Origin of the sequence: Amycolatopsis sp. NPDC089917, assembly GCF_040684635.1 — a bacterium.
Classification (GTDB): domain Bacteria; phylum Actinomycetota; class Actinomycetes; order Mycobacteriales; family Pseudonocardiaceae; genus Amycolatopsis.
Genome location: NZ_JBFBGL010000013.1, coordinates 22,552 through 42,492, shown reverse-complemented (window position 1 = coordinate 42,492; position 19,941 = coordinate 22,552). Strand labels below are relative to the sequence as shown.

18 protein-coding genes are annotated in these 19,941 nt (G+C 67.4%); 5 read left to right on the top strand and 13 right to left on the bottom strand.

All coding sequences use genetic code 11. The annotated features are described in order from the left end of the window. Positions 1-154 precede the first annotated feature (154 nt). From AB0N89_RS12265 to AB0N89_RS12255, 3 genes are all read right to left on the bottom strand, one after another. A complete protein-coding gene (locus AB0N89_RS12265) occupies positions 155-814 on the bottom strand; it encodes a hypothetical protein (protein ID WP_364203703.1) in 660 nt (219 codons plus the stop codon). Positions 815-1,568: 754 nt separating this feature from the next. Continuing rightward, positions 1,569-2,099 carry a response regulator transcription factor gene (locus AB0N89_RS12260; RefSeq protein ID WP_364203700.1) on the bottom strand — a complete coding sequence of 177 codons (531 nt, stop codon included), beginning with the start codon at positions 2,097-2,099 and terminating at the stop codon, positions 1,569-1,571. Between the two features lie 303 nt (positions 2,100-2,402). Further along, positions 2,403-2,987 carry an ABATE domain-containing protein gene (locus AB0N89_RS12255; protein ID WP_364203697.1) on the bottom strand — a complete coding sequence of 195 codons (585 nt, stop codon included), beginning with the start codon at positions 2,985-2,987 and terminating at the stop codon, positions 2,403-2,405. 284 nt (positions 2,988-3,271) lie between these two features. Between AB0N89_RS12255 and AB0N89_RS12250 the strand changes: the two genes are divergently transcribed. Continuing rightward, the gene (locus AB0N89_RS12250; protein ID WP_364203694.1) at positions 3,272-3,628 is read left to right on the top strand and encodes a hypothetical protein; all 357 of its coding nucleotides are present in this window, start codon (positions 3,272-3,274) and stop codon (positions 3,626-3,628) included. Between the two features lie 314 nt (positions 3,629-3,942). After that, the gene (locus tag AB0N89_RS12245) at positions 3,943-4,293 is read left to right on the top strand and encodes a hypothetical protein (RefSeq protein ID WP_364203691.1); all 351 of its coding nucleotides are present in this window, start codon (positions 3,943-3,945) and stop codon (positions 4,291-4,293) included. Positions 4,294-4,541: 248 nt separating this feature from the next. On the opposite strand, the gene AB0N89_RS12240 is transcribed toward AB0N89_RS12245, so the two are convergent. Further along, on the bottom strand, positions 4,542-5,483 hold the full coding sequence (locus AB0N89_RS12240; protein ID WP_364203688.1) for a lysyl oxidase family protein: 942 nt from the start codon (positions 5,481-5,483) through the stop codon (positions 4,542-4,544). Positions 5,484-5,650: 167 nt separating this feature from the next. On the opposite strand from AB0N89_RS12240, the gene wecB reads away from it, so the two are divergent. Further along, a complete protein-coding gene (wecB, locus tag AB0N89_RS12235) occupies positions 5,651-6,781 on the top strand; it encodes a UDP-N-acetylglucosamine 2-epimerase (non-hydrolyzing) (RefSeq protein WP_364203685.1) in 1,131 nt (376 codons plus the stop codon). Here wecB and AB0N89_RS12230 read toward each other — a convergent pair. Next, positions 6,747-8,069 carry an NAD(P)/FAD-dependent oxidoreductase gene (locus tag AB0N89_RS12230; RefSeq protein WP_364203682.1) on the bottom strand — a complete coding sequence of 441 codons (1,323 nt, stop codon included), beginning with the start codon at positions 8,067-8,069 and terminating at the stop codon, positions 6,747-6,749. The genes wecB and AB0N89_RS12230 overlap by 35 nt on opposite strands. A 7-nt stretch (positions 8,070-8,076) precedes the next feature. Beyond that, positions 8,077-8,892 (bottom strand): glycosyltransferase, encoded by an 816-nt coding sequence (locus AB0N89_RS12225; RefSeq protein ID WP_364203679.1) that lies wholly within the window; start codon positions 8,890-8,892, stop codon positions 8,077-8,079. A gap of 436 nt (positions 8,893-9,328) precedes the next feature. Between AB0N89_RS12225 and AB0N89_RS12220 the strand changes: the two genes are divergently transcribed. After that, positions 9,329-10,660 carry a sugar transferase gene (locus AB0N89_RS12220; RefSeq protein ID WP_364203676.1) on the top strand — a complete coding sequence of 444 codons (1,332 nt, stop codon included), beginning with the start codon at positions 9,329-9,331 and terminating at the stop codon, positions 10,658-10,660. After that, positions 10,657-11,934 (top strand): putative glycoside hydrolase family 15 protein, encoded by a 1,278-nt coding sequence (locus AB0N89_RS12215; protein WP_364203673.1) that lies wholly within the window; start codon positions 10,657-10,659, stop codon positions 11,932-11,934. Before AB0N89_RS12220 ends, AB0N89_RS12215 begins: the two co-directional genes overlap by 4 nt. Here AB0N89_RS12215 and AB0N89_RS12210 read toward each other — a convergent pair. Genes AB0N89_RS12210 through AB0N89_RS12180 form a run of 7 tightly spaced genes read right to left on the bottom strand, consistent with a single transcriptional unit; the run spans position 11,921 to position 19,939 of the window. Further along, a complete protein-coding gene (locus AB0N89_RS12210) occupies positions 11,921-13,036 on the bottom strand; it encodes a glycosyltransferase family 4 protein (protein ID WP_364203670.1) in 1,116 nt (371 codons plus the stop codon). The genes AB0N89_RS12215 and AB0N89_RS12210 overlap by 14 nt on opposite strands. Further along, positions 13,033-14,142 carry a glycosyltransferase gene (locus AB0N89_RS12205; protein WP_364203667.1) on the bottom strand — a complete coding sequence of 370 codons (1,110 nt, stop codon included), beginning with the start codon at positions 14,140-14,142 and terminating at the stop codon, positions 13,033-13,035. Before AB0N89_RS12205 ends, AB0N89_RS12210 begins: the two co-directional genes overlap by 4 nt. Continuing rightward, positions 14,139-15,572 carry an oligosaccharide flippase family protein gene (locus tag AB0N89_RS12200; protein WP_364203664.1) on the bottom strand — a complete coding sequence of 478 codons (1,434 nt, stop codon included), beginning with the start codon at positions 15,570-15,572 and terminating at the stop codon, positions 14,139-14,141. Before AB0N89_RS12200 ends, AB0N89_RS12205 begins: the two co-directional genes overlap by 4 nt. Continuing rightward, on the bottom strand, positions 15,569-16,825 hold the full coding sequence (locus AB0N89_RS12195; protein ID WP_364203661.1) for a glycosyltransferase 87 family protein: 1,257 nt from the start codon (positions 16,823-16,825) through the stop codon (positions 15,569-15,571). Before AB0N89_RS12195 ends, AB0N89_RS12200 begins: the two co-directional genes overlap by 4 nt. After that, a complete protein-coding gene (locus tag AB0N89_RS12190) occupies positions 16,822-17,709 on the bottom strand; it encodes a hypothetical protein (protein WP_364203658.1) in 888 nt (295 codons plus the stop codon). The genes AB0N89_RS12195 and AB0N89_RS12190 overlap by 4 nt, the downstream gene beginning before the upstream one ends. Beyond that, the gene (locus tag AB0N89_RS12185) at positions 17,706-18,779 is read right to left on the bottom strand and encodes a glycosyltransferase (protein ID WP_364203656.1); all 1,074 of its coding nucleotides are present in this window, start codon (positions 18,777-18,779) and stop codon (positions 17,706-17,708) included. Before AB0N89_RS12185 ends, AB0N89_RS12190 begins: the two co-directional genes overlap by 4 nt. Beyond that, positions 18,761-19,939 carry an O-antigen ligase family protein gene (locus tag AB0N89_RS12180; RefSeq protein WP_364203653.1) on the bottom strand — a complete coding sequence of 393 codons (1,179 nt, stop codon included), beginning with the start codon at positions 19,937-19,939 and terminating at the stop codon, positions 18,761-18,763. The genes AB0N89_RS12185 and AB0N89_RS12180 overlap by 19 nt, the downstream gene beginning before the upstream one ends. Positions 19,940-19,941: the final 2 nt, after the last annotated feature.

The following is a 19,941-nucleotide window of genomic DNA, read 5'->3' as shown; positions in this document are numbered from 1 at the left end:
GATCAGGGGTCCGGGCGCCGACGTGTCCGGGCTCCTGCCGCGTCCGCGGTTCTCCGAAGACCAGCTCTGGCGGTGATCTCACGGAGACGGGGACGGCCGGAAGACAGCAAAGGGCCGGGCCATCGAGCATCGATGGCCCGGCCCTTTTGCTGGATCAGCCTCGGTGACTTCCCGACCAACCGGTCGCACCTGCCACGGCGCTCACGTCATGGCTGATGGCGCCGTTCTCGCCTGCCGCCGTGTACCACTTGTGGTAGGCCGAATACTGCGGGACGGCGACGGCTTTCACGCCCTCGGAAACAGCGCCGTCGGGACCAGCGGAGAGATCGCTGGACTCGTACGCGGCATGGTGGTCGCCGGCGTGACTGGCGACGTGCGAGGACGTCGCGCCGGTCATGTCCGCCGACTTGGTGGACTCCGTGTAAGCGACGTGCGACGGGCCGCTCTCTCGCGCGGGCTGAACCTGCGAGGGTCGGTGCTTCGACACTGGCTGAACCCGAGAGGGGCGGTTTTTCGAGGTGTACTCACGATCGCCATCGGTTTGGGCGATCGGCTGCTTCCCATGGTTGTAAGTCGGACGTCCGGGCTTGTCGTCGACGGGCCAGCCGTGGTGTGTCCCGGACTCGACTTCCTTCGAGTGCAGGACGACGGCCCCCATCGGGCCGGCCAGTGCCGCGCTGTTCTCGGCCCAATGGTTTCCGTGATGATCGGTGACCGAACCGGTGTGAATCGTGCCGGCACCACCGATGCCCGCGAAGGTGGCGGAGGTTTCCTTGGCTGCGAACGTGCCGGGAACGTGGTCACCGCCGGCCATTGCCACACCTGCGGAAAGAACAGAAAGAGGAACGACGGCCGCAGTCGCCAGTGCCCATCTACGCAAGCCAGTCATGATTGTTGTGATCCTTTCGAGCTGGGGATACCTAACACGAATCGAGTCACGAAAATCGACTCCGAGCGGAACGTCCGCCCGATCAACGACGTTACCTGGATCGGCATCGGGCAAAAGACCTGCGCAGGCATCGCACCCGTTCGATACCATGATCATCTTTGTTCTCGAGGGCATTGCGACACCATGGGGCTACAACGGTTCGTGGATCAGCACCTGTCCACTGTGCCCGTCGCTCTCGAAGTACGGACAAGGCCGGGACCAAGGGTGCGGGTGGTGGGATCGACGCCTGAACCCGCTCATGAAGAAACGTCCCGGCGCACCTCTGGCCGGGACGTTTCTTTCGCTGATTCTTCCTGCTGGCGCTTTCGTGTCAGGCCCCAGCGCTCGGAGCTCGGATTCTTCAGCGAAATTCATATTAGTCTTGTGGCGTCTGCCGAGGAAGCGGTATCGGGTGTCGCCAGTCTTAAGAGTGCCTATCCTGGCATGGTCGAAACAAGCGACGATACTCCAGATGTCGAAGGCCGCATACTCTCGAACAGGTGATTATGACTTCTCGGCCAGATCACGCTTCGCATCAACGGGTTCGATGCTCCCGGAACGAATCCTGGTGGCAACTTGGACGAGATCGCGTCACCGCGTCGTGCTGCCGGCGGCATGATCCGGGGTGCCATGTTGCCACTCAGTCGATGAGCTTTCTTCGCATTCCCTGCACGACGGCGTGAGCGCGATCGGTCGCCGAGAGTTTTCGGAACAAGCGCTGCGCGTGGGTCTTCACGGTGTCTTCGGCCAGGTCGAGGTCGCTGCCGATTTCGCCATTGGTCTTGCCCATGCTGATCCCGCGCAGCACCTCCATCTCGCGTCTGGACAGGGCCACGTCGGTCTCTGTCGCGACACGCGGGTGAGGCATCGTCGCCGCGTCCGGTGCGCGGGCGGCCGAGCTTGCCTCGCAGGCGAGGAACCCCGCCGCTCCCTCGCCGATCGCCTTGATCGCGAGAGGTGCGAACTCGGCGGCTCCGAACAGGACGATTCTCGTCGCGGGACGTATCGCGGTCAGCGTCCTGATGGTGTCCGCCAGCACGTCAGGACGCGTGCGGGCGCTGAGGAGCACCATTTCGGCCGGCGAAAGATTGAATTTTACGAGCAGTTCCGCGGCGGTGATCGCCGAATTTATCCGTCGTATTTCCGGCGCGTTGACGAGCAGGCTAACCATGCGGCCGCAGGCTTCCCGTCGGCCATCCAGAACAAGAGCATCCACTGCCCTGACCTCCGATATTCAAGATGCTGGATCGCCAAGTGAGCAACTCGTCAGAGACAGGGCCCGGCGTCGGATCGGAGGTTACACAGGCGTCGATCGGGCCATGGGGCCATACCCCCGGATTTTTCCGGTAACAGGGGCGGAACACGTGTGGTCAGCGCGGCGGCGATGGTGAAATCCGAGCCGTACACGACCAAAAGGCAATCCTACCGGGTGAGGCGGTCGCAGGTTCAGGGGCTGGACGTGACCTCGTTCGATCTAATTCTCGATGGCACCAATGTCTTCGCTCTCCGGCACGCGCTGCCGGAGAGTGGTGATCCCTTGCTTCTTCCTGCGCCGGTAGGCGGTGGATGTCGCTTTGGTGGCGCAGATGCCGATGCCGCACCAGCGGCGCCGGCCGCCATGGGAGAGATCGCAGAACAGCCGGCTGCACTCCGGGTACTCACACTCGCGGATCCTGGCCGCGTGCGGGCCGTTCAGCAGGGAAATGGCTTCGCGCGCGAGTGTGGAGTGCGCCTGCCACAAATCGCCGAGGTTCTCCACGCCGGCCGCGGTCCAGTACGGGACCAGCGGAGGAAACGCCGCCACGGCATTGAGGAACGCACGATCATCCACGCCGCCGTCGCCGCGAGAAGAACGGTAGATGGCCTCGCGCAAGGCGATGGTCCGGCCGAGTCCGTCTTCGTCGGCGGCGACCTCCATCGCCAGACCGGCTTGCGCCAGCCACCGAGTGACGTCGGCAGGAGTCTTGAGAAGTTCTCGAGGGTTCACTCGATGCCGCAGCTGCAGGGTGGCGGTCAGGTCGAGGCAAGGGCAGCCACTGAGATAGGTCAACACCAACACAGGGCGATCTTGACCCCGCAAGCGGTCGATCGCAACGGACCGGCCCGTACTGGAAGTTCTTGCTACACAAAAAGAATGCTGATCTGTCATGTCGTCAAATGCCTGGGAAGCAACGAAAAGCGTCCCTCGACCGGGCTACGTCTCGCGTGCTCAGAGGATCGCACCCCCTACACGATGGTGGCCCGAGGTGGAAATGACCATGTCGGATCAGTACCTTTCCCCGCACGGGGCGGAACACCTCATTGCCGCCCTGTCCGACGCATCTGTCGATTCAAGGAGCTTTGATGCTGAAGAAGATCGGTTTCGTCGTGGCCTCGATGGCCGCCGGCGCGTTCATCACCGGGGGCGTGGCCGCCGCCGATACTCCCGGTGACTACGACGTCTACGACGGTCACGACCTCAGTGGTCAGGTCGGTTTGGTGAATTTGAACAACATCGACGCGTTGCACAATGTGAACGGTACGTTGGGTGTGTGTGGTAACGATGTGAACGTGCTGGGTGTGCAGGTTCCGATTCGTGAGTCGTTGAACGGGGTGGGTGTGCCGGTTCTGTCGCCGGGTGCGCACGAGGCGGAGGGGAACTCGCCGTACAACTGTGCTGCCGGTGGTGTGCTCGACGGCGGAACCTCGCAGAACAACTAGAAGTCTCCCTCGCCGAGGTCGCCCGCAAGGTGTCGGAAGTCGGCCACGGCGGGGGAACCGGCGGTACGCTCGTCGTTGAGAGACATGGCCGCGAGACGAGAAGAGCTGCGCGCTCCCGCTCCGCTCCCGGCCTCGTCGCGAGGTGCGACGCCGCCGGTCCGGTGGGGCCGGCCACCACGCCCAGGGGTGGCCGGCCCCACTCGGTATCGATGGGATACCACCAGAACAATCCCGACAGCGGTGACCTCGTGTCGCCTTTCGGGCCGTCGTCTTACCGAACTCACGGTAAGGCTTTTCGAAGGAGTCAGGACACAGTGATCAAGCAGCTCGGATTCGTCGCCACCGCTCTCGCCGCCGGAATGGCGATCGTCGGCGGATCCGCCTCGGCGCAGGGCATCACCGTCGCGGGCCACGAGGTCGACCACAATGACCAGACCGGGCTCGCCAACGTGCAGAACCTCGACGCGGTCCACAACCTCAACGTCGTCGGCGGGGTGTGCGACAACAACGTCAACGTCCTCGGCGTCCAGGTCCCCGTCCGCGATGTCGCCGAAGGCATCGCCGTCCCCGTCCTCTCGCCGGGCCAGACCGAAGCCGAAGGCGCGACTCCGGACAACTGCGCCAGCGGCATCATCGGAGACGGTGGGACAGTTCAGGAGAACTGACCGATCCGAAGCAGAACCGCCGTGCGGAGTTTCCTCCGCACGGCGGTTTCGTGCGTTCGCGCCATGATCCTGCCGAGCCTGCGGGCGAGGCCAGGCTCTCGGCACGGTCCGAGTCACCTGGCCTCACCGTCTCGCCACCCCGATCGGCGACTAACCCGGATCTTGCCAGAAGCCGAGAGTGCCGCCACCCGGGTCATCCGATCCGGGACGGCGATCGTCTCCGGCTCGCGAGCCCGGCACCGAAGCGATCACGCGCACTGCGCCTGTCCCGGACAGCTGCGAAGGAATTTGACGATGGGTCCTCGCGGGAGCACTTTGTTCAGTCCCGGAGACCCGTCCGGCCACTCGATGGACAAAGCGACGGAAGAGGAGTTGTTGGCGTAGTTGGTCTCCGCCAGGGTTCGGTCCCCGTTCACCGTGTTCACCAGCGTGTAGGTCCCCGAGGGGACATCGGTGATGTCGAGCCACTGGAAGTCGACGTCGTACTTGTAGTCGTCACCTGAACCGACCGAGATGCCTTCGACGACGTCAAGTGCCTCCGGCTCGTGGTGGCGGCAATTGTTGGCACGCAGCCGTCCGGCGAGATCCGCGTCCGGGCCATTCGTTCCGGGTACGTGGGCGGGTTTGATCGGGTCGGCGATCGGGAAACGGTCGCCAAGGCAGAAACCGTTCTTGCGATCGGCGACGACGACTTCGCCCTTTCGCGAGACCAGGGTGAACCGCTCGAAGTTCATCAGGTGCCAGTGCTGATGGGCCATGGCCGGTTCGTAGTAAGTGAAGGAGCGGGTGGGGCGCTGGGCCGCGGCGTACCCGCCAGGTATGGAACCGTCTTTGGCGTTGCGTAGAGCTTGACGGACGGACATGCGGTCCTGTGTCGGGTCGTCCCGGCGACCGTAGAGCAGAAGCGGCCCGTCACCGACGTTCTCTTCGGAGCTGGTGAAACGGAGCCGTACGGCTTTCGCCGCCGCGGGGAGGACGCAACGACCGTTCGGTGCGGCCGGATCGATCACCGGGCAGACGTCCCAGTCGAGGCATTTCACCGGATCACCGGACTGGCCGCCGGCGCAACCCGGCGGTGCTTGCCTGAGATCGGGTAGCAAGAGGCTCGAGGAAGCGTCGGAACGGGGGACGGACGTCGTGGCGGCGGCCACGACGAGCATGACGGCCAGCGTCAGATATTTCTTGACCAAGGGAATTTCCCGTTCTGTGCGGGTGATTTCGATCAGCCCACCCTATTGGAGGGTGTCTTCTTCTGGTCGACGCGGAAAAGGGATCACCCTATGGATTGACTGCGTCGGCATTCCGGTGGTCTCGCTGAGTAGTGTCGATCTGCGAGCCACTGTCGAAGGGACACCGTATGTCTACCCCTGTCGTGCTGATCTGCGGTACGCGACCGGAACTCATCAAGCTGGCACCGCTGATGCGCCATTTCGGCAAGGGTTGCGCTGTCGTCTACACAGGACAGCACCACGACCATTCGCTGTACTCGCGCATCCGCTCGGCTCTCGTACCCTCGATGCGCTTTCACGAGCTGGGGATCGACGGCGTGGGCAGGGGCGCGCAACTGGGCCAGGCGGTGAGCGCGGTGGATGAAGCCTTGGCCTCTTACTCCCGGCCTGTCGTGCTGGTCCAGGGGGACACCACTTCCGCGCTCGCCGGCGCGCTGGCCGCCAACGCCCGTGAGCTTCCTTTGATCCACGTGGAAGCCGGACTGCGTAGCCATGACCGCGCGATGCCCGAGGAACACAATCGCGTGCTGATCGATCACCTCGCGGATCTCTGCTGCGCGCCCACCGAGCTCAATCTCAAGAACCTCTTGGCCGAGAACATCCCCCACGAGCGAATCACGGTGACGGGCAACACCGTCGTCGAAGCACTGCGCACAGCACTCCCGAGCATGGAGGAGCGTGCCGCTCTCTTGTCCGCGCGAGGACTCCGGCGAGATGGCTATGTCCTCGCGACCCTCCATCGACCGGAGAACGTCGACGACCCCGATCAGCTGGCGAGGATTCTGCGGGAACTCGGCAGAATGCCGCTCCCGGTGGTGCTTCCCCTGCATCCCCGGACGAGCATGCGCGTGCGGGATTTCGGCCTGACCCGGCTCCTGGTCCCACTTCTGGTGTTCGAACCCCAGTCCTACCCGGATTTCCTCTCTCTCGCCGCCGAGGCGGCGCTCATCGTGTCGGACTCCGGAGGCATTCAAGAAGAGGCGAGCGTGCTCAAGCGACCGGTGATCGTGGTGCGCCGGAGCACCGAACGACCCGAGATCGACGGTGCCTTCGGGGTACTCGTACCGCCTGGTCCGAGGATCGGCGCCGAAGCCGCGAGGTGGCTGTGTGATGTGACGGGGCACCGTGAGCGCCTTCGCCTCATCCCTTCGCCGTATGGGGACGGAACGGCCTGCCGCCGGATCGTGGACGCGATCGGGACGCTGCTTCCGCTGGAGCAGACGCTCACCGCGCCGGCTCACCGGCTCCCCGCCGGCTGAGAGTGTCGAGAAGGTGGCTGGTCACACGGTTGGCGAGCTTGACACTCGAGTTCCAGCTCGTGACGTCCGGATACACGTGCGCTGTGGTCGCCGACAACAGGTTCGTGCCGTCCACCTCGATGGGCGGCCGGGCGGTGGCGTACCCGAGAGGATGCACCGGCTCGACGAACGGTGCCTTGAACACTTGTGCCGACTCGATGTCTTCCGGGCGCAGTTCGGGGAAGAGTTCTCTGAGCTGAAGGGTCCATCGCGCGGCGATACGGTCGGGCTCGCCACGGTAAAGGCGAGACGCACGGTCGGTATAGCGCATGACGTACACAAGATGTGAGCCGTCGTGTGCTTCGGTTCCGGTGAGCGCGGACATCTCGACCAGACCGTCGAATTCCGTCCCGCAGCGCAGGACGGGTGTCCAGTAATGTCCGGTGAGCTGCCGGCGGAGGAAGAACACCCCGGCGACGACACCCTGGTAGCGCAGGTCGCTCCGGGGCAGGCGTGATGCGAGCGCGTCGTCGGCGAGCAGCCGTAACTGGGGCAGCGGCACGGTCGACACCACCTTCTCCGCGGCCAGCACCTCGCCGTCGCCCACCGTGAGAGAGCAGCCGTCGGCGGTGCTTCCGACCCGGCGAACCGGCGTGGAGAGGCGGATCGTCCCACCGGCCCCCTCGATCGACGCCCGCAGCGCCTCGATGATCGCCCGGTAGCCGCCCTCCGGGTATCCACGCGTCGCGACGTTACGTTCGCGCCCCAGCCGTTGCCACAGATACAAAGCGGGGACATCGCCGAAAGAGGCGCCGAACTTCGAGCCGAACATGGGGGCGAAGAGCTCTTCCCAGATGCGGTGGCCGTAGAGCCCGCGCAGCCAGTCCTCGGTGCGGATCCGGTCGAGGTCCCGGCCATTTCCCAGTCGTCGTAACAACAACGACACCACGCCGAAGCGGACGCGATCGTGGAAGCGCAGCGGGGTGAACCGCAACAGATCCAGCGGGGAATTGAACCGATGACGCCGGCCTTCGACGATCATGCCCATCGTCGTCTTCCGCCAGCGCACCGCGTCCCTCAGCCCGACTTCGTCCATCAGGCCCAGAAGGTCGTCGTCGGTCGGCATGAGGCAGTGGTAGAAACGTTCCACGGCCTGATCCCGGTGCGAGAAGAAGGACCCGAGACCGCCGAGCTGGTCACTTGCCTCCAGCACCGTTACCTGGATCCCGTGGTGGACGAGCCGGTGGGCCGCGGCCAGACCGCAGATCCCGCCACCTACCACCACGACATGGGCGGAGTGCGCGCTCATCGGGGCCTCACAGTTTCCGGTAGGGCGCCGGGCTGAGCCGGTCACGAACGAGCAGTTTCAGATACTGCGCGAGTGTTCGCCGGAGCTTCAGCTTGCTCGGCCCCTGTTTGCGGTCGTAGCGCAGGGTGAGCGGGATCTCCCGGATCACCGGTCGGCAGTGGCGGAGCTTGAGCAGAAGCTCCACCATGCACGCGAAACCCTGCTCTTCGATGAGCCGATCACCCCAATGCGCCGAGGCTCTGGCCAGCAGCGTGGCGCGATAGGCACGGTAGCCGCTGGTGAAGTCGTGGACGCCGTCGACGTCGAGGGCACGCCGGAAGAGCTGAGCGGCTCCACGCGACAGCAACCGCCTCATGGGCGGCGCCGTCCGGTCGTCGCCGCCGGGCACGAAACGCGAACAGATGGCGACGTCCGCTCCCGCCGTGATCTCTTCGCGCAGCAGGCGGATCAATCCCGGATCGTGGGTGTCGTCCGCGTCCATGACGACGATGATGTCGTCGGCACCGGCTTCCTCCAGCGCGGCGCGGAGACCCGACTGCACGGCACGACCGAGACCCAGGTTGACGGCGTGCCGGACGACACGCACTTCCAGATTGCCGAAACCGGATTCGGCCAGGGCGGCTGATCGGTCGGACGAACCGTCGTCGACGACCCAGACCGTGAGCGCCTCGGTGAGCGCTGTCTTGGACAGTCGTTCCAGTAGTGAGGGTAAGGACGTCTCTTCGTTGAAGGCGGGCAGGACGACATGCGCCCGTCCGCCGACCTGAGGCCTTTCCCGGTCCGGTTCCGCTCTCGTGGCCAGAGCGGTCTCAATGGCTGCCACGTCTTCCCTTCGGCTCCCTGAAATGATCGCGCGGCGGCAAATCTCGGTTCGGCCGCGAGGTCATATTCGGCTATGTTGAGCCCTTTCTTTAGGGTCGTCCGAGGTCCCCCGAAAGGAGGGGTATCCCTGAAAGTACAACGTGTTCACCGGTATCCCCTGATAGGTGGATTCACGGTGTTCGTCCGATCGGGTCCGGCTCGCTTTCATCGCGAGAAAAAGCGGCGGAACGAAGTGGTCTTGGTTCGATCGGCTGGTTTGTGGCGAAGGTGGAAAAAATCGTGATGACGAAATCGATGCCGAACGGGCGGGTCGTCCGTTCCTTCGCCGGACACGGACAGGGGTGCGGACGGTGACCGAGCTGAAGACTTTGCCGCGTTCCGGGGCACCGCGGACTCGGCGATATCACAGACCTTCCGCCACGACGCGGAAGCGGCCGTTGCTCGCGAGAGTCAACGCCGTCGTCGTGTTGCTCGTCGTGGTCGATGTCGTGGCTTTGCTGGCCGCGGCACGGCTGGCCGGGACGGCCCCGCTCGAGACGATCGGGGCCGGAGTGGTCCTGGCAGGCGCTCGTGTCGCCGGCCGGGTCCATCGGCGGCGCCTGTGGTTGTCCTGGCTGCAGGACCTGCCGCGCTCGGTCGCCGCGTCGGGGCTCGCGTTCGTGGTGATCACCTGTCTCTCGTTCGTGTTACCACCGTCGCGATCGGGGCTGACCTCGATCCAGTGCCTGGTGATCGGCTTCGCCGTGCTGAGCGAATGCGCGCGTCCGTGGGTGTTCGCTTTCGGGCGATGGGGACGCAGGCGGTTCCGCCGCTGTGATCGCGCCATCGTGGTGGGCACGGGCGACAGCGGAGGCGACTTGATCCGCACCATGTTGCGCCATCCGGAATTCGGTCTTCTCCCGGTGGGATTCGTTCCTTCCGGCCCTGGCGGCGAGACTTCCCGGCTGCCGGTCGAGATCGTCCGTGACGGTTTGGCCGAGGCCATCGTCCGCCACGGCGCGGGCACTGTCGTGTTGGCGCACTCGGACGAGAGGGACAGGTCCGTCGTCGACTCGGCCATCACGGCGCATCGGCTGGGATGTCTCACCTTGGTCCTGCCGAGGCTGTTCACGCTTTGCCCGGACCGGGGCGAGGTCGACCGGCTTCGAAGCTATCCGCTGATACGCCTGGCCGGGTCACCCACTCGCCGGCCGAGCTGGCTGATCAAGCGGGTGATCGAAACCACGTCGGCCGCCGTCACGCTCGTCGTCCTGGCCCCGGTCATCGCGCTGTGCGCGGCGGCGGTCGTCGTGGAGAGCGGATTTCCGGTGATCTTCCGGCAAGTGCGCGTAGGGGTCGATGGAAGGACCTTCGTGCTGTACAAGCTCCGCAGCGTCCGTCAGGACGCGGTCGACGATTCGGCGACGCGATGGTCGGTGGCCGGTGATCGCCGGGTCGGCCCGGTGGGCCGGTTCCTGCGCAAGTCCTCTTTGGACGAATTGCCCCAGCTGTGGAACGTCGTACGCGGGGACATGGCCCTGGTCGGTCCCCGGCCGGAGCGACCGGTGTTCGTCGAGGAGTTTTCCGCCGTCCACGATTTCTACGGGCACCGGCACCGGGTGCCGACCGGGCTGACCGGCCTCGCGCAGGTCCACGGCCTCCGCGGTGACACCTCTATCGCGGACCGCGCTCGGTATGACAACTACTACATCGCCAACTGGTCACTATGGCTCGACGTCAAGATCGTCATACTCACGGTGGGAGAACTGTTTTGCCGAAGGCAGCGTTGACACCCGCACGCCCGTTCGCCGTCCGGCTCATGGCCGGATGTGCCGCCCTGGCCCTGGTCGCGGGCTGCGTGGCCAGTTCCGCGGGCCAGGTGCCGGCTCCGCCGCCGAGACCACTGGCACCGTGCGCCTGGTGGTACGGCATCGGGCAGCCACCGACGGCGAACGAGCTGAAGATCGCCGCGCAGCGCTACGACGTGGTGGTGCTCAACGCCGATCAGACCTCGGCGATGCGGACTCTGCGTGAGCTGAATCCTCGACTGAAGATCCTGGTGTACAAGGATTTGTCCAGCACCCGTAACTATCCGGGCGCGGTGGACGGTGGCGAGGACGCCAAGTTCCTGCCCAGCGGGATCGGTTACGTCGCCGCGCAGCGGGGACATCCCGAGTGGTTCGCCACCGACGTCCAGGGTCGGCGCATCGAGTGGAACGGTTATCCGAAACACTGGCAGATGACGGTCTGGGACAAGGCTTATCAGCAGGCTTGGACTTCCGCTGTGGTGGCCGAGGTGACCCGGGAAGGCTGGGACGGGATCCTGGCCGACAACGACTTCAACTCGCTGAGCCACTACTCGGCGGCGGTCCTCGCCGGCACCGCGTCCGAAGCCGAGACCGACCGGAAGCTGCGCGACGGCCTGGACGCGTTTCTCTCGCTGATCGGCGAAGCGGCGCAGAAAGCGGGCAAGCTGTTCGTGCCGAATGTGTCGGAAACCCATCTGCAGCCGGGCAGATGGACGGCGCATTCCCGGTTCGGCGGCGCCATGGAGGAGAATTTCGGGTTCCGGGAAAACGGGGGGACCGGCGGCCTGCTCACCTTCCGCGGCAACGAGTTCCAGGAGCTCCGGGCGCAGGCGGCACTCGGCGAGTCGATGCTGCTGCTGGTCACCCGCACCAGATCCGCGCAGCAGGATCGGGCTGGATACGCCAGTGCGGCGTTGCTGGCCGGGCCACGGACGTGCTGGACCCCGGCCACGACCGACGATTACCGCGATCCCGAATGGTCCGCCCTGCAGGGCAGCGACCTGGGCGAGGCGGTCGACGCCGCCGGCCGCCAACCGAACGGGGTGTGGACCCGGACGTTCACCCGAGGGTGGGTCGCGGTGAACCCCACCTCGGCCACCCAGACCGTGACACCTCCCGCGGGACTCGTGGCCGCGGGTGGCCCGGCACCACGGCCTCCGAAGTCTTCGGCGCCGGCCCCGCCCTCCTCCTCGACGCCGCCGGGGCTTGTCGAGCTGGCGGCCGCCGACGCGGTGGTGATGGTCAAGCCGGAGTAACGCGCCGTCGTGACGTGAGAGTCGCGTAGAGATCGAGATGACGCCGTGCGCACAGTTCCGGCGCGAACCGCTGCCTGGCCCGCGCCGCGAGGAGGGCACCGGTCCGAGCGGGATCGGGGTCGGCGAAGAGTGTTCGCAAGCGGCCGGCGAGAGCGGGCACATCCCCCGGCGGTACCAGGCCGGTGGGACCGAGCATGTCGGCCACGCCTCCGGTATCGGTGGCGACGACGGGCTTTCCCGCCGTCATCGCCTCCGCGACGACCAGTGGTTGCTGCTCCATGGTCGAGGGAACCACGAGTGCGTCCGCCGCGGCCATCAGCGCAGGCACGTCCTGACGGAAGCCCAGAAAGGAGACTCGTCCTTTCAGCGGGACCGCCTGCGCGGCTCTCTCCGCCATGGCTCGTTGTGGCCCGTCACCGACCACGGTCAGCGTGGCGTCGGGTGGCAGGACACCCGGGTAGGACAACGCCGCGAGCAGATCCAGGATCCCCTTGCGTTCCACCAGGACCCCGATGAAGATCAAGTGGCGTACCGGTCCCCTCGGCGGAAGTTCCGCGGCGGGTTCGACGCAGTTGTCGATCCGCGTCAGTCGGTCGGCGGGGACTCGTAGCCGTCGTCGAAGGAACCGGTCCATGGCCTCGGCGGGCACGACCGTGCGATCGAGAATCCTCGCGACCGTCGCGTCACCTGCCAGGACCGCTCTGGTGTAGGCGGAAGGTCCCGTGGCCGGGGTCCCGCCACGAAACCAAGGCTCGGTGACGTCATCCGGAACGCCGTGGTAGGTCTGGACGAGTGCTGGTCGGCCGGCGCCGGGAAAACGCAGTCCTGCCAGAACGAGTCCCGCACGGCGATCCTGAGCGTGCACCACATCCGGTCGCCACTCCCGGATCGTTGTCCCCGCCTGCCTCGCGGCGAAGAGGTTCTGTTTGCTCGCGACGAGCAGTTGCTCGTGAACGCCGTCGAGCAGGTCCGCGCCTCTCGCCGGCCTGGGGCCGAAAACCCGGACGTCGACGCCTCCTTCGAGCAGCGTGACGGCCAGGCGCACGGTGACATCCACCGGTCCACCGCGGTCCTGGGTCAGCAGATAGGCGATACGGTTCACCGGATTCGCTCCGTGTGCTTGAGTTTGTCGACGAGGGTGGCTATCTGGTCGCTCATCCGCCTCCGGTCGAAGGACAGCTCGGCACGACGCCTGCCGCGTTCACCTTCGAGCCGCGCCAGTCGAGGCTCCGCCAGGCGGGTGGCCACCGCGTCTCCGAGCCGCCGGAGGTCACCCGCCGGGAGCACGACACCCGCGTCGGCGACACTCTGGCGTATCCCGCCGACGTCGAACGCGACCACCGACCGGGCGCACGCCATGGCCTCCAAAGGCACGAGCGCCATACCTTCGGCGCGCGAAGGAAGCACGACGACGTCAGCGGCGGTGTAGAACGCGGCGGCGTCTTCGGTATGTCCGTGCCACCGCACCGAACCGTGCGCCGCGACCGGGTGACTCTCGCGCCAGAGCGCGCCCATCGGACCGTCACCGGCGAAGACGAGCCGTGCGTCCGGTACCCGCCGGAGCACGTTCGGCCAGGCCGTGAGCAACTGGTCCTGTCCTTTGAGGTCGGCCAGTCTCCCGAGACAGACAGCGATCGGCGCCTGCTCGGGCAACCCGAGCCGCCGACGCGCCGTGACCCGGTCGCCGGGTACGAACCTCTCCGTGTCGACGCCATTGCAGACGACCTCCGCGGCCGCGGAGATACCCGCCCTCCGGCCGGCATCGAGTTCGTCATCGCTGACGCAGACCACGAGGTCGGTCCACCGGCAGGCGAACCGCTCCCAGCCCGCCGATGCCCGCCGCAGCGGTCCGCGCGCGGTCTCGAAGGACCACAGGTGCGGCTGGAAGAGGGTGGGCAGGCGGCCGCGGACCGCCAGCCGCCCGGCCAGCCCCGCCTTCGAACTGTGCAGGTGCACCACGTCGGCCTCCGAATCGGAGAGGAGCTGTCGCAGTCTCAGCGTTTCCGCGACCACCCGGAGGCCGGGGGAGCGGGTCGCGGCCCAGCCCCGCACCTCGATGCCGTGCAGGCGAGCCTGCTCGGCGAGCCAGCCCGACGGCGGGCAGACCACGGTGACCGACCAGCCCTGTTCCCGCTGAGCCACCGCGAGATCGAGGACGATCACGGCCACCCCCGCGGTCACCGGCTGCGAGACGTGCACGACCTTCATCGCGACCTCCCTCGTCGCAGGGCGGCCAGCTCGTCGCGCTGAACGAGCATGGTGGCGCCGGCATAGCCCACGACCAGTACCACTCCTTCGCCGAGCGTGCCGACAGGTGAGTCTGCCGGGCCGAACAAGCCCGCGTAGGCCAGGAGCACGGCGGGCAGCGCGCCGATCAGGCAGGCACCCAGTAACTGGGCTGCGATTCTGGCCAGCTCGGGGATCGGGGGTGCCACGCCGAGTGACGACAGCACGCGCCACGCGATCGGGACCATCAGCCAGGCCGCGGCGAGCTGGACCGCGGCTACGGTGTCGATACCGAGCCGGGCCAACAGCGCCAAACCCGCCACGAGCAGCGCCAAGTGCGCGCTTTCGAGCGCCAGGTACCGGCGTGCGTGGCCGGTCGCCTTCACCGCCTGGTACCAGATCTGCAACACACAGATCCCCAGTCCATAGCCGGCCAGCAGGATCAGCGGGACCGCCGCGTCCGCCCACCGCGCGCCCAGCACCACGACATGGCCGGAAAGCACTATCAACAGGAGATACAGCCCGCAAGCGATCACCAGGACCGCGCGGGTGAAGCGCGTGACCGCATCACCGAGCTGCCCGCCTTCCCTGCGTATCCGGGTGAAGACCGGAAAAGCCACCGCGCCCAGGACGACCGCCACCATGATGTAGGGCACCCATGCCAGCCGATACGCCAGGGAGTAGACGCCGACCGCGTCCGGCCCCAGCAGGCGCCCGACGGTCAGGTAATCGAGGTTGACCAGGAGTGCGCCGACGACGGCCGCGGGACCCACGACCGCGGCCCAGCTCCAGACCTCCCTCGCTGCCCTGGGGTCCCAGCCCGGTCGGACACCCCCGCCCACGAGCGCACCGAGAAGTGGCTGGGCGATCGCCGTGCACACGAGCCCGATCACCAGGGAGACCGGACCGATCCCGGCGACGGCGAGCACGACCGTCAAGGCCGCGCCCAGGACCGCGCCACCGCCGTCGGGCACCAGCCGACGGCGGAAGTCCAGCCTCCGATGCAGCAAACCCATCTGGACACCACCGGCGGCGGAAAAGGGCAGGCTCATCGCGGCCAGCCGGACCAATCCGGCGGCGTCCGGAACGCCAAGGACCGCGGTGATCGGATCCGCCGCGGCGGCGAGGGCGAGAGCCAGCACCAGACCCGTGCCCACGCTCAGGGTCAGTACGGTGCCCGCCATCCGCCGCGGATCCCGTTCGGTACGGCTGATCACGTCGTAGACACCGATCGACTGCACCACTTGGCCGAGGTTGACCAGAGACACCGCCAACGCCACGACACCCAGTTGTCCCTCGGTCAGCAGCGCCGCCAGGACGAGTGTCACCAGCATCTGACTGCTTTTGCTGACCAGGTTGACGGCGCCGAGCCACAGCGAACCCCGGACCGCTTTCGTTCCCAGCTCGGTCATCGGACGCTCACGGCGGTGACCGGCGGAGCGGCACGCGTCCCGGTCAACCGGACGGCGGCGGCGACCGTCAGGAACCACGCGAGTACCACGGCGACACCGTCGATCGTGACAGCCACCCGCGAGCCGAACAGCGACAACACTGTCGAGTCCACTGTGTACAGATGGAGGAACGGCACCGCCGAGGCGGCCACCGCGAACGCGGCCGTCCTCCAGCCGGAATCGGCCCGGCGGCGCCACCACGACACGATCACCGCCGCCATCGCGGGCACGGCGATCAGCACGTCTCCGGGCTGATGCACCACGCAGACCACCACGGCCAGGCAGGTCAGCAGGTCGGCCACCGGCTCCGCCGACGGCCAGTCGAGCCGTCGCACCAGCAGTACGGTCGTGACCAGCACACCCGCCAGTGCCACCAGTTCGACGCCGGTCGGCGCCCAGCCGGTGACACGGAAGAACACCGCCGCGACGTCGATGCGTTGCGCGGTGAAGGAATCGACCGCTCCGTAGTCGGTGGACCTGGCGTGGGCGAGGTTCGCGGCCACGACGTCGAGGAATGGCCTGATCCCCCCGCCCCGGAGCACGAGCAGTACCACCACCGGCAGGCTCGCCACCGCCGCGACGGCGGTCCCGGTCAGCGCCACCCGCCGCGAACCCCGTGCGAACAGCAGGACAGCCAGCGGGAAACCGTACTGTGGTTTGAGCCAGGCGAGCGCGAGTGCCACCGCCGCCCACCCCGGCCGGTCCCGCCGAGTCAGCAGAGCCCCCGCCGCGCCGAGCGCGATCAGCGGGTTGACCTGCCCGACGTACAGCTGGGCCTTGCCCACCTGACTCGTGACCAGCAGCGCCGTCACCACCGCGGTGGTGACGGTGACGGAAACGGGCACGACCCGGTGGACCGCGTACGCGGTCAGGACCGCCAGCGCGATCAGCAGCAGCAAGGACGAGACCGCGAAGGCCACCGCTCCCACCCGGTAGCCGGGTAGCGCGAACGGCAGGTGCAGAAGAAGGTGGTACGGCTGGTAAAGGTTGAAGTCCTGGCGCACCGTCCAATGCGCGAACATGGCGGCGGGATCGTAGGGATTGCCACCCGCGAGAAACTCCTTGATCGGGAAGTACAGTGCGTCGCGGAAGTCCTGCAACCGAACCTCGACGGGGTCGGCTGGGGCCTGCCACGACGGTTCGAGCGCGTGCCACGCACCGAGCGAGCCGACAACGGCCGCGATAAGAAGGACGACGTGCCGACTCCTTCTCACGTCAGGACCACCGCGACCAAGACGGCGCCGGGCGGGAGCACACCGGCGGCCGCGACGAGTTCGTCGCACCGGCGCTGTCCGGTCACGATCACCACCGCGGAGCACCCGGTCTGATCAGCCACCTGGAGCGTGGCCGCCAGTTTCGCTGCCGACTCGGTGAATTCGGGGGCCGCCGGGAGCACGCGTGGCGGGTGGCCCGCGGCCAAGCCGAGGACGGCCAGCCGATCGGCGATCGCCGGATCCTCGTTCCGCAGGACGGCGACTGGACGGTGGATCCCGGCCGAGGCCAGCGCCCGGCGCACGGCTCCCGACCCGCGGCTGAGTCTTGACGGCGTCAATCGGCGGATGGCCACCGCCGCGAGTCCGGCGGCCACGCCGGCGATCAGCGCCAGGCCGGCCACCAGAGGCGTGTCCGGGGCCACCGTCACCACGTCGGGGGGCGAGTCCAGGGCTCGTAGCCGCCCGACCGGTGCCAGCAGATTCGCGTCGATCATCGCCTTTCCCAGAGCCGATGCCGCCGCCCCCGCCTGGTCCGCTGTCGGCGCGCGTACCGAGAGACGTGCCAGACCGGACGCCGGCACCAGTTCCACCGTCACCCGCTCCCGGAGTTCTTCCGGTGTCGACCCGGAGGCCGGCGCGGCGGCCCGCAGCACCGACGGGCTGCGGGCGAGTTCGACCAGTGCGGGCAGGGTCAGGGAAACGACTTCGCCGTAATTGGCCGGTGAGCCCTCCACCTGCCCGACCGGCTCGGCCAGCAGGCTTACCCGCCCTTGGAACTGCTCGCCGCGGGACAACCCCAGCAACAAGACGACCGATCCGACAAGCAGCGCCGAGACGACGCCGAAGACCGCGGTACGCGGGAGCTTGAACAGGAATTCGTTCACCGTTTGCCTTCCAGAGCGAGACGGAGCATCTCGTCGTAGGCCTTCATCAGCGCGTGCGAGTCGTACTCGCGCTGGATGGTCCGAAGGCCTTCGCTCGCGACGGACGCCCGCGCGGACGGGTCGTACAGCAGCGTTTCCAATGCCTTCGTGACGGCGGCCGGGTCGCCGGGCGGCACGAGCAAGCCACCGCCATCGGAGAGCACGTCTCCGATGCCACCGACCGCTGTCGCGACGACCGGCCGTGCGGCCGCAAGCGATTCGAGCATCGCCAACGGGAGGCCCTCCCAATCACTGGTCAGCACCGTGATGTCGGCCGCTTCGATCAGGTCGGGGACGTCTTCGCGGGTACCGAGGAACCGGACCCGGCGGCACCCCAGTCCGTCGCGGCGGGATTCGAGTTCGGCGCGCAGGCTTCCGTCTCCCGCGAGCCACAGCTCCGCGTCGCCGGAGAGACGGGACCACGCCTCCAGGAGCACGTCGTGACGTTTCTGTGGCTCCAGCCGGGCTGGACAGAGCGCGACAGGAGTGCCGGACGCGACTCCGAGCGAAGCACGGATCTCCCGACGGCCGAACACCGGATGCCGCGTGAACACGGCGTTGCGGATCACGACCGGCTCGCTGAGACCGGCTCCGGTCAGCTGAGCCGAGGAAGCGGGTGACACGGCGACGAGAAGGTCGGACGTTCGCCCCAGGATCCGCGCGGCCGTCGTGAGGTCGCTGTCGGCGACCCCGTGGAAGACGCTCACCAGCGGCCGCCGCCGTCCGGGGACGAGGGCGAGCCTGGCGACCAGGCTCGCGCCGACGTTGTGCGCCAGCACGATGTCGGGACGGAATCGGGAAATCACGTCGCGCGTGGCCCACGCCGCCCGCAGCGCCCCCATCCTGCTGCGAAGGGCCAGCGGGACCGGAAAGGTCGCCACGCCCTCGGAGGCCAGCGCACCGGCGCGGAATCCGCCACCACTGGCGACCGCGGACGTCCAGCCGTACTCGTGACCGCGGGACGCCATACCCGCCACGAGTGTTTCGGCCCCACCCGCGCCCATCTCGCTGATTACGTGCAGGACACGCATCTCCCTGCCTCCTCTCCACTGCGTTCCCGGATCCCGGTCGCGACGGCGAGTGCCATCAGCGACCACAACGGCAGGTAGTACTGCTCGGACAGGAACATCGACATGACCAGGACAGCCAGTAGCGATGCCTGGATCGCCACCGCCTCGGCCCGGGCGGACGGGGCTGCGGTACGGACGGTCCGCTCAGTTGTCGTGACGGCGACGGCGATCATCGCGATGAACAACGCGAAACCCGGCAGACCCAGTTCGGCGGCCACTTCGAAGTACATGTTGTGCGCCACCGGGGTCTGCTCATCGATCTCCGCGTTGTGAGACGCGGCGGCGTAGGCGTCCCGGAAGCCGCCGGGGCCCACTCCCAGCACCGGGTCGGCGGACACCATCCTGGCGGCGGCCTCCCAGCGCAGTTCGCGAGTGTCCACATTAGACGATGCGATGAAGGTCTTCTCCTGCGTCGCCCGAGTGAGCTGCGGCCCGGCGAGGAGCATCGCTCCCGCGCACAGCACGGCCACCGCGATCACGGAACCGGCGAGCACGCGCCAGGGCAGGACCCGGCGCAGGGACAGCCATGCGGTGGCCGCCGCCAACCCCAGCGCGCCACCGCGGGAAAAGGTCGCCAGCGCGCCTGCCACCAATACGGCGCCCGCGAAAACGACCGCGGCCCGCCACTTCCAGGTCTCTCGGCGAGCCACGAAAAGCGGGGGAATCGCGGCGACGAGGAAGTAGGCGAGATCGTTCGGATCCGATTGCGGACCACTGGCACGCGCCTGGCCGTCGAGGAACAGGCTGCACAACGCCCCGGCTCCGGCCAAGACGGCACCCGCCGACACGGCGAGCAGCAGCCCGCGGATCGGCACCTCGTGTCCGGTGACATCCGCCAATACCGCGGCGAGCACGAGAAAAGGCAGCCACCGCAGGGTATATGCCGCGGTGAAGGTGCCCGGTGAATGCACAGCCGCGGTCGTCGCCACCACCACGGCGAGCAGTGCCAGCAGCGCGTGCAGAGAGGTCCAACGAGGAGTTCGCCGCTCACTGACCAGGTTCACCAGCCAAGCGACGATCAGCAGGGCCGGCGCGACTTTGCCGAGGTGTCCATGCCCGGCCGTCAGATAGCCCTCGACCGGTGCCAGCGCCACTGTGGCGTAGGCGAGTGTCTGGAGCACGG

What these genes read in the sequence shown, in the direction of transcription:
- AB0N89_RS12265 (WP_364203703.1), bottom strand. Translation starts at nt 814, where the DNA reads ATGGCCGGCGGTGACCACGTTCCCGGCACGTTCGCAGCCAAGGAAACC.
- AB0N89_RS12250 (WP_364203694.1), top strand. Translation starts at nt 3,272, where the DNA reads ATGCTGAAGAAGATCGGTTTCGTCGTGGCCTCGATGGCCGCCGGCGCG.
- AB0N89_RS12230 (WP_364203682.1), bottom strand. Translation starts at nt 8,069, where the DNA reads ATGAGCGCGCACTCCGCCCATGTCGTGGTGGTAGGTGGCGGGATCTGC.
- AB0N89_RS12260 (WP_364203700.1), bottom strand. Translation starts at nt 2,099, where the DNA reads ATGGTTAGCCTGCTCGTCAACGCGCCGGAAATACGACGGATAAATTCG.
- AB0N89_RS12205 (WP_364203667.1), bottom strand. Translation starts at nt 14,142, where the DNA reads ATGAAGGTCGTGCACGTCTCGCAGCCGGTGACCGCGGGGGTGGCCGTG.
- AB0N89_RS12200 (WP_364203664.1), bottom strand. Translation starts at nt 15,572, where the DNA reads ATGACCGAGCTGGGAACGAAAGCGGTCCGGGGTTCGCTGTGGCTCGGC.
- AB0N89_RS12185 (WP_364203656.1), bottom strand. Translation starts at nt 18,779, where the DNA reads ATGCGTGTCCTGCACGTAATCAGCGAGATGGGCGCGGGTGGGGCCGAA.
- wecB (WP_364203685.1), top strand. Translation starts at nt 5,651, where the DNA reads ATGTCTACCCCTGTCGTGCTGATCTGCGGTACGCGACCGGAACTCATC.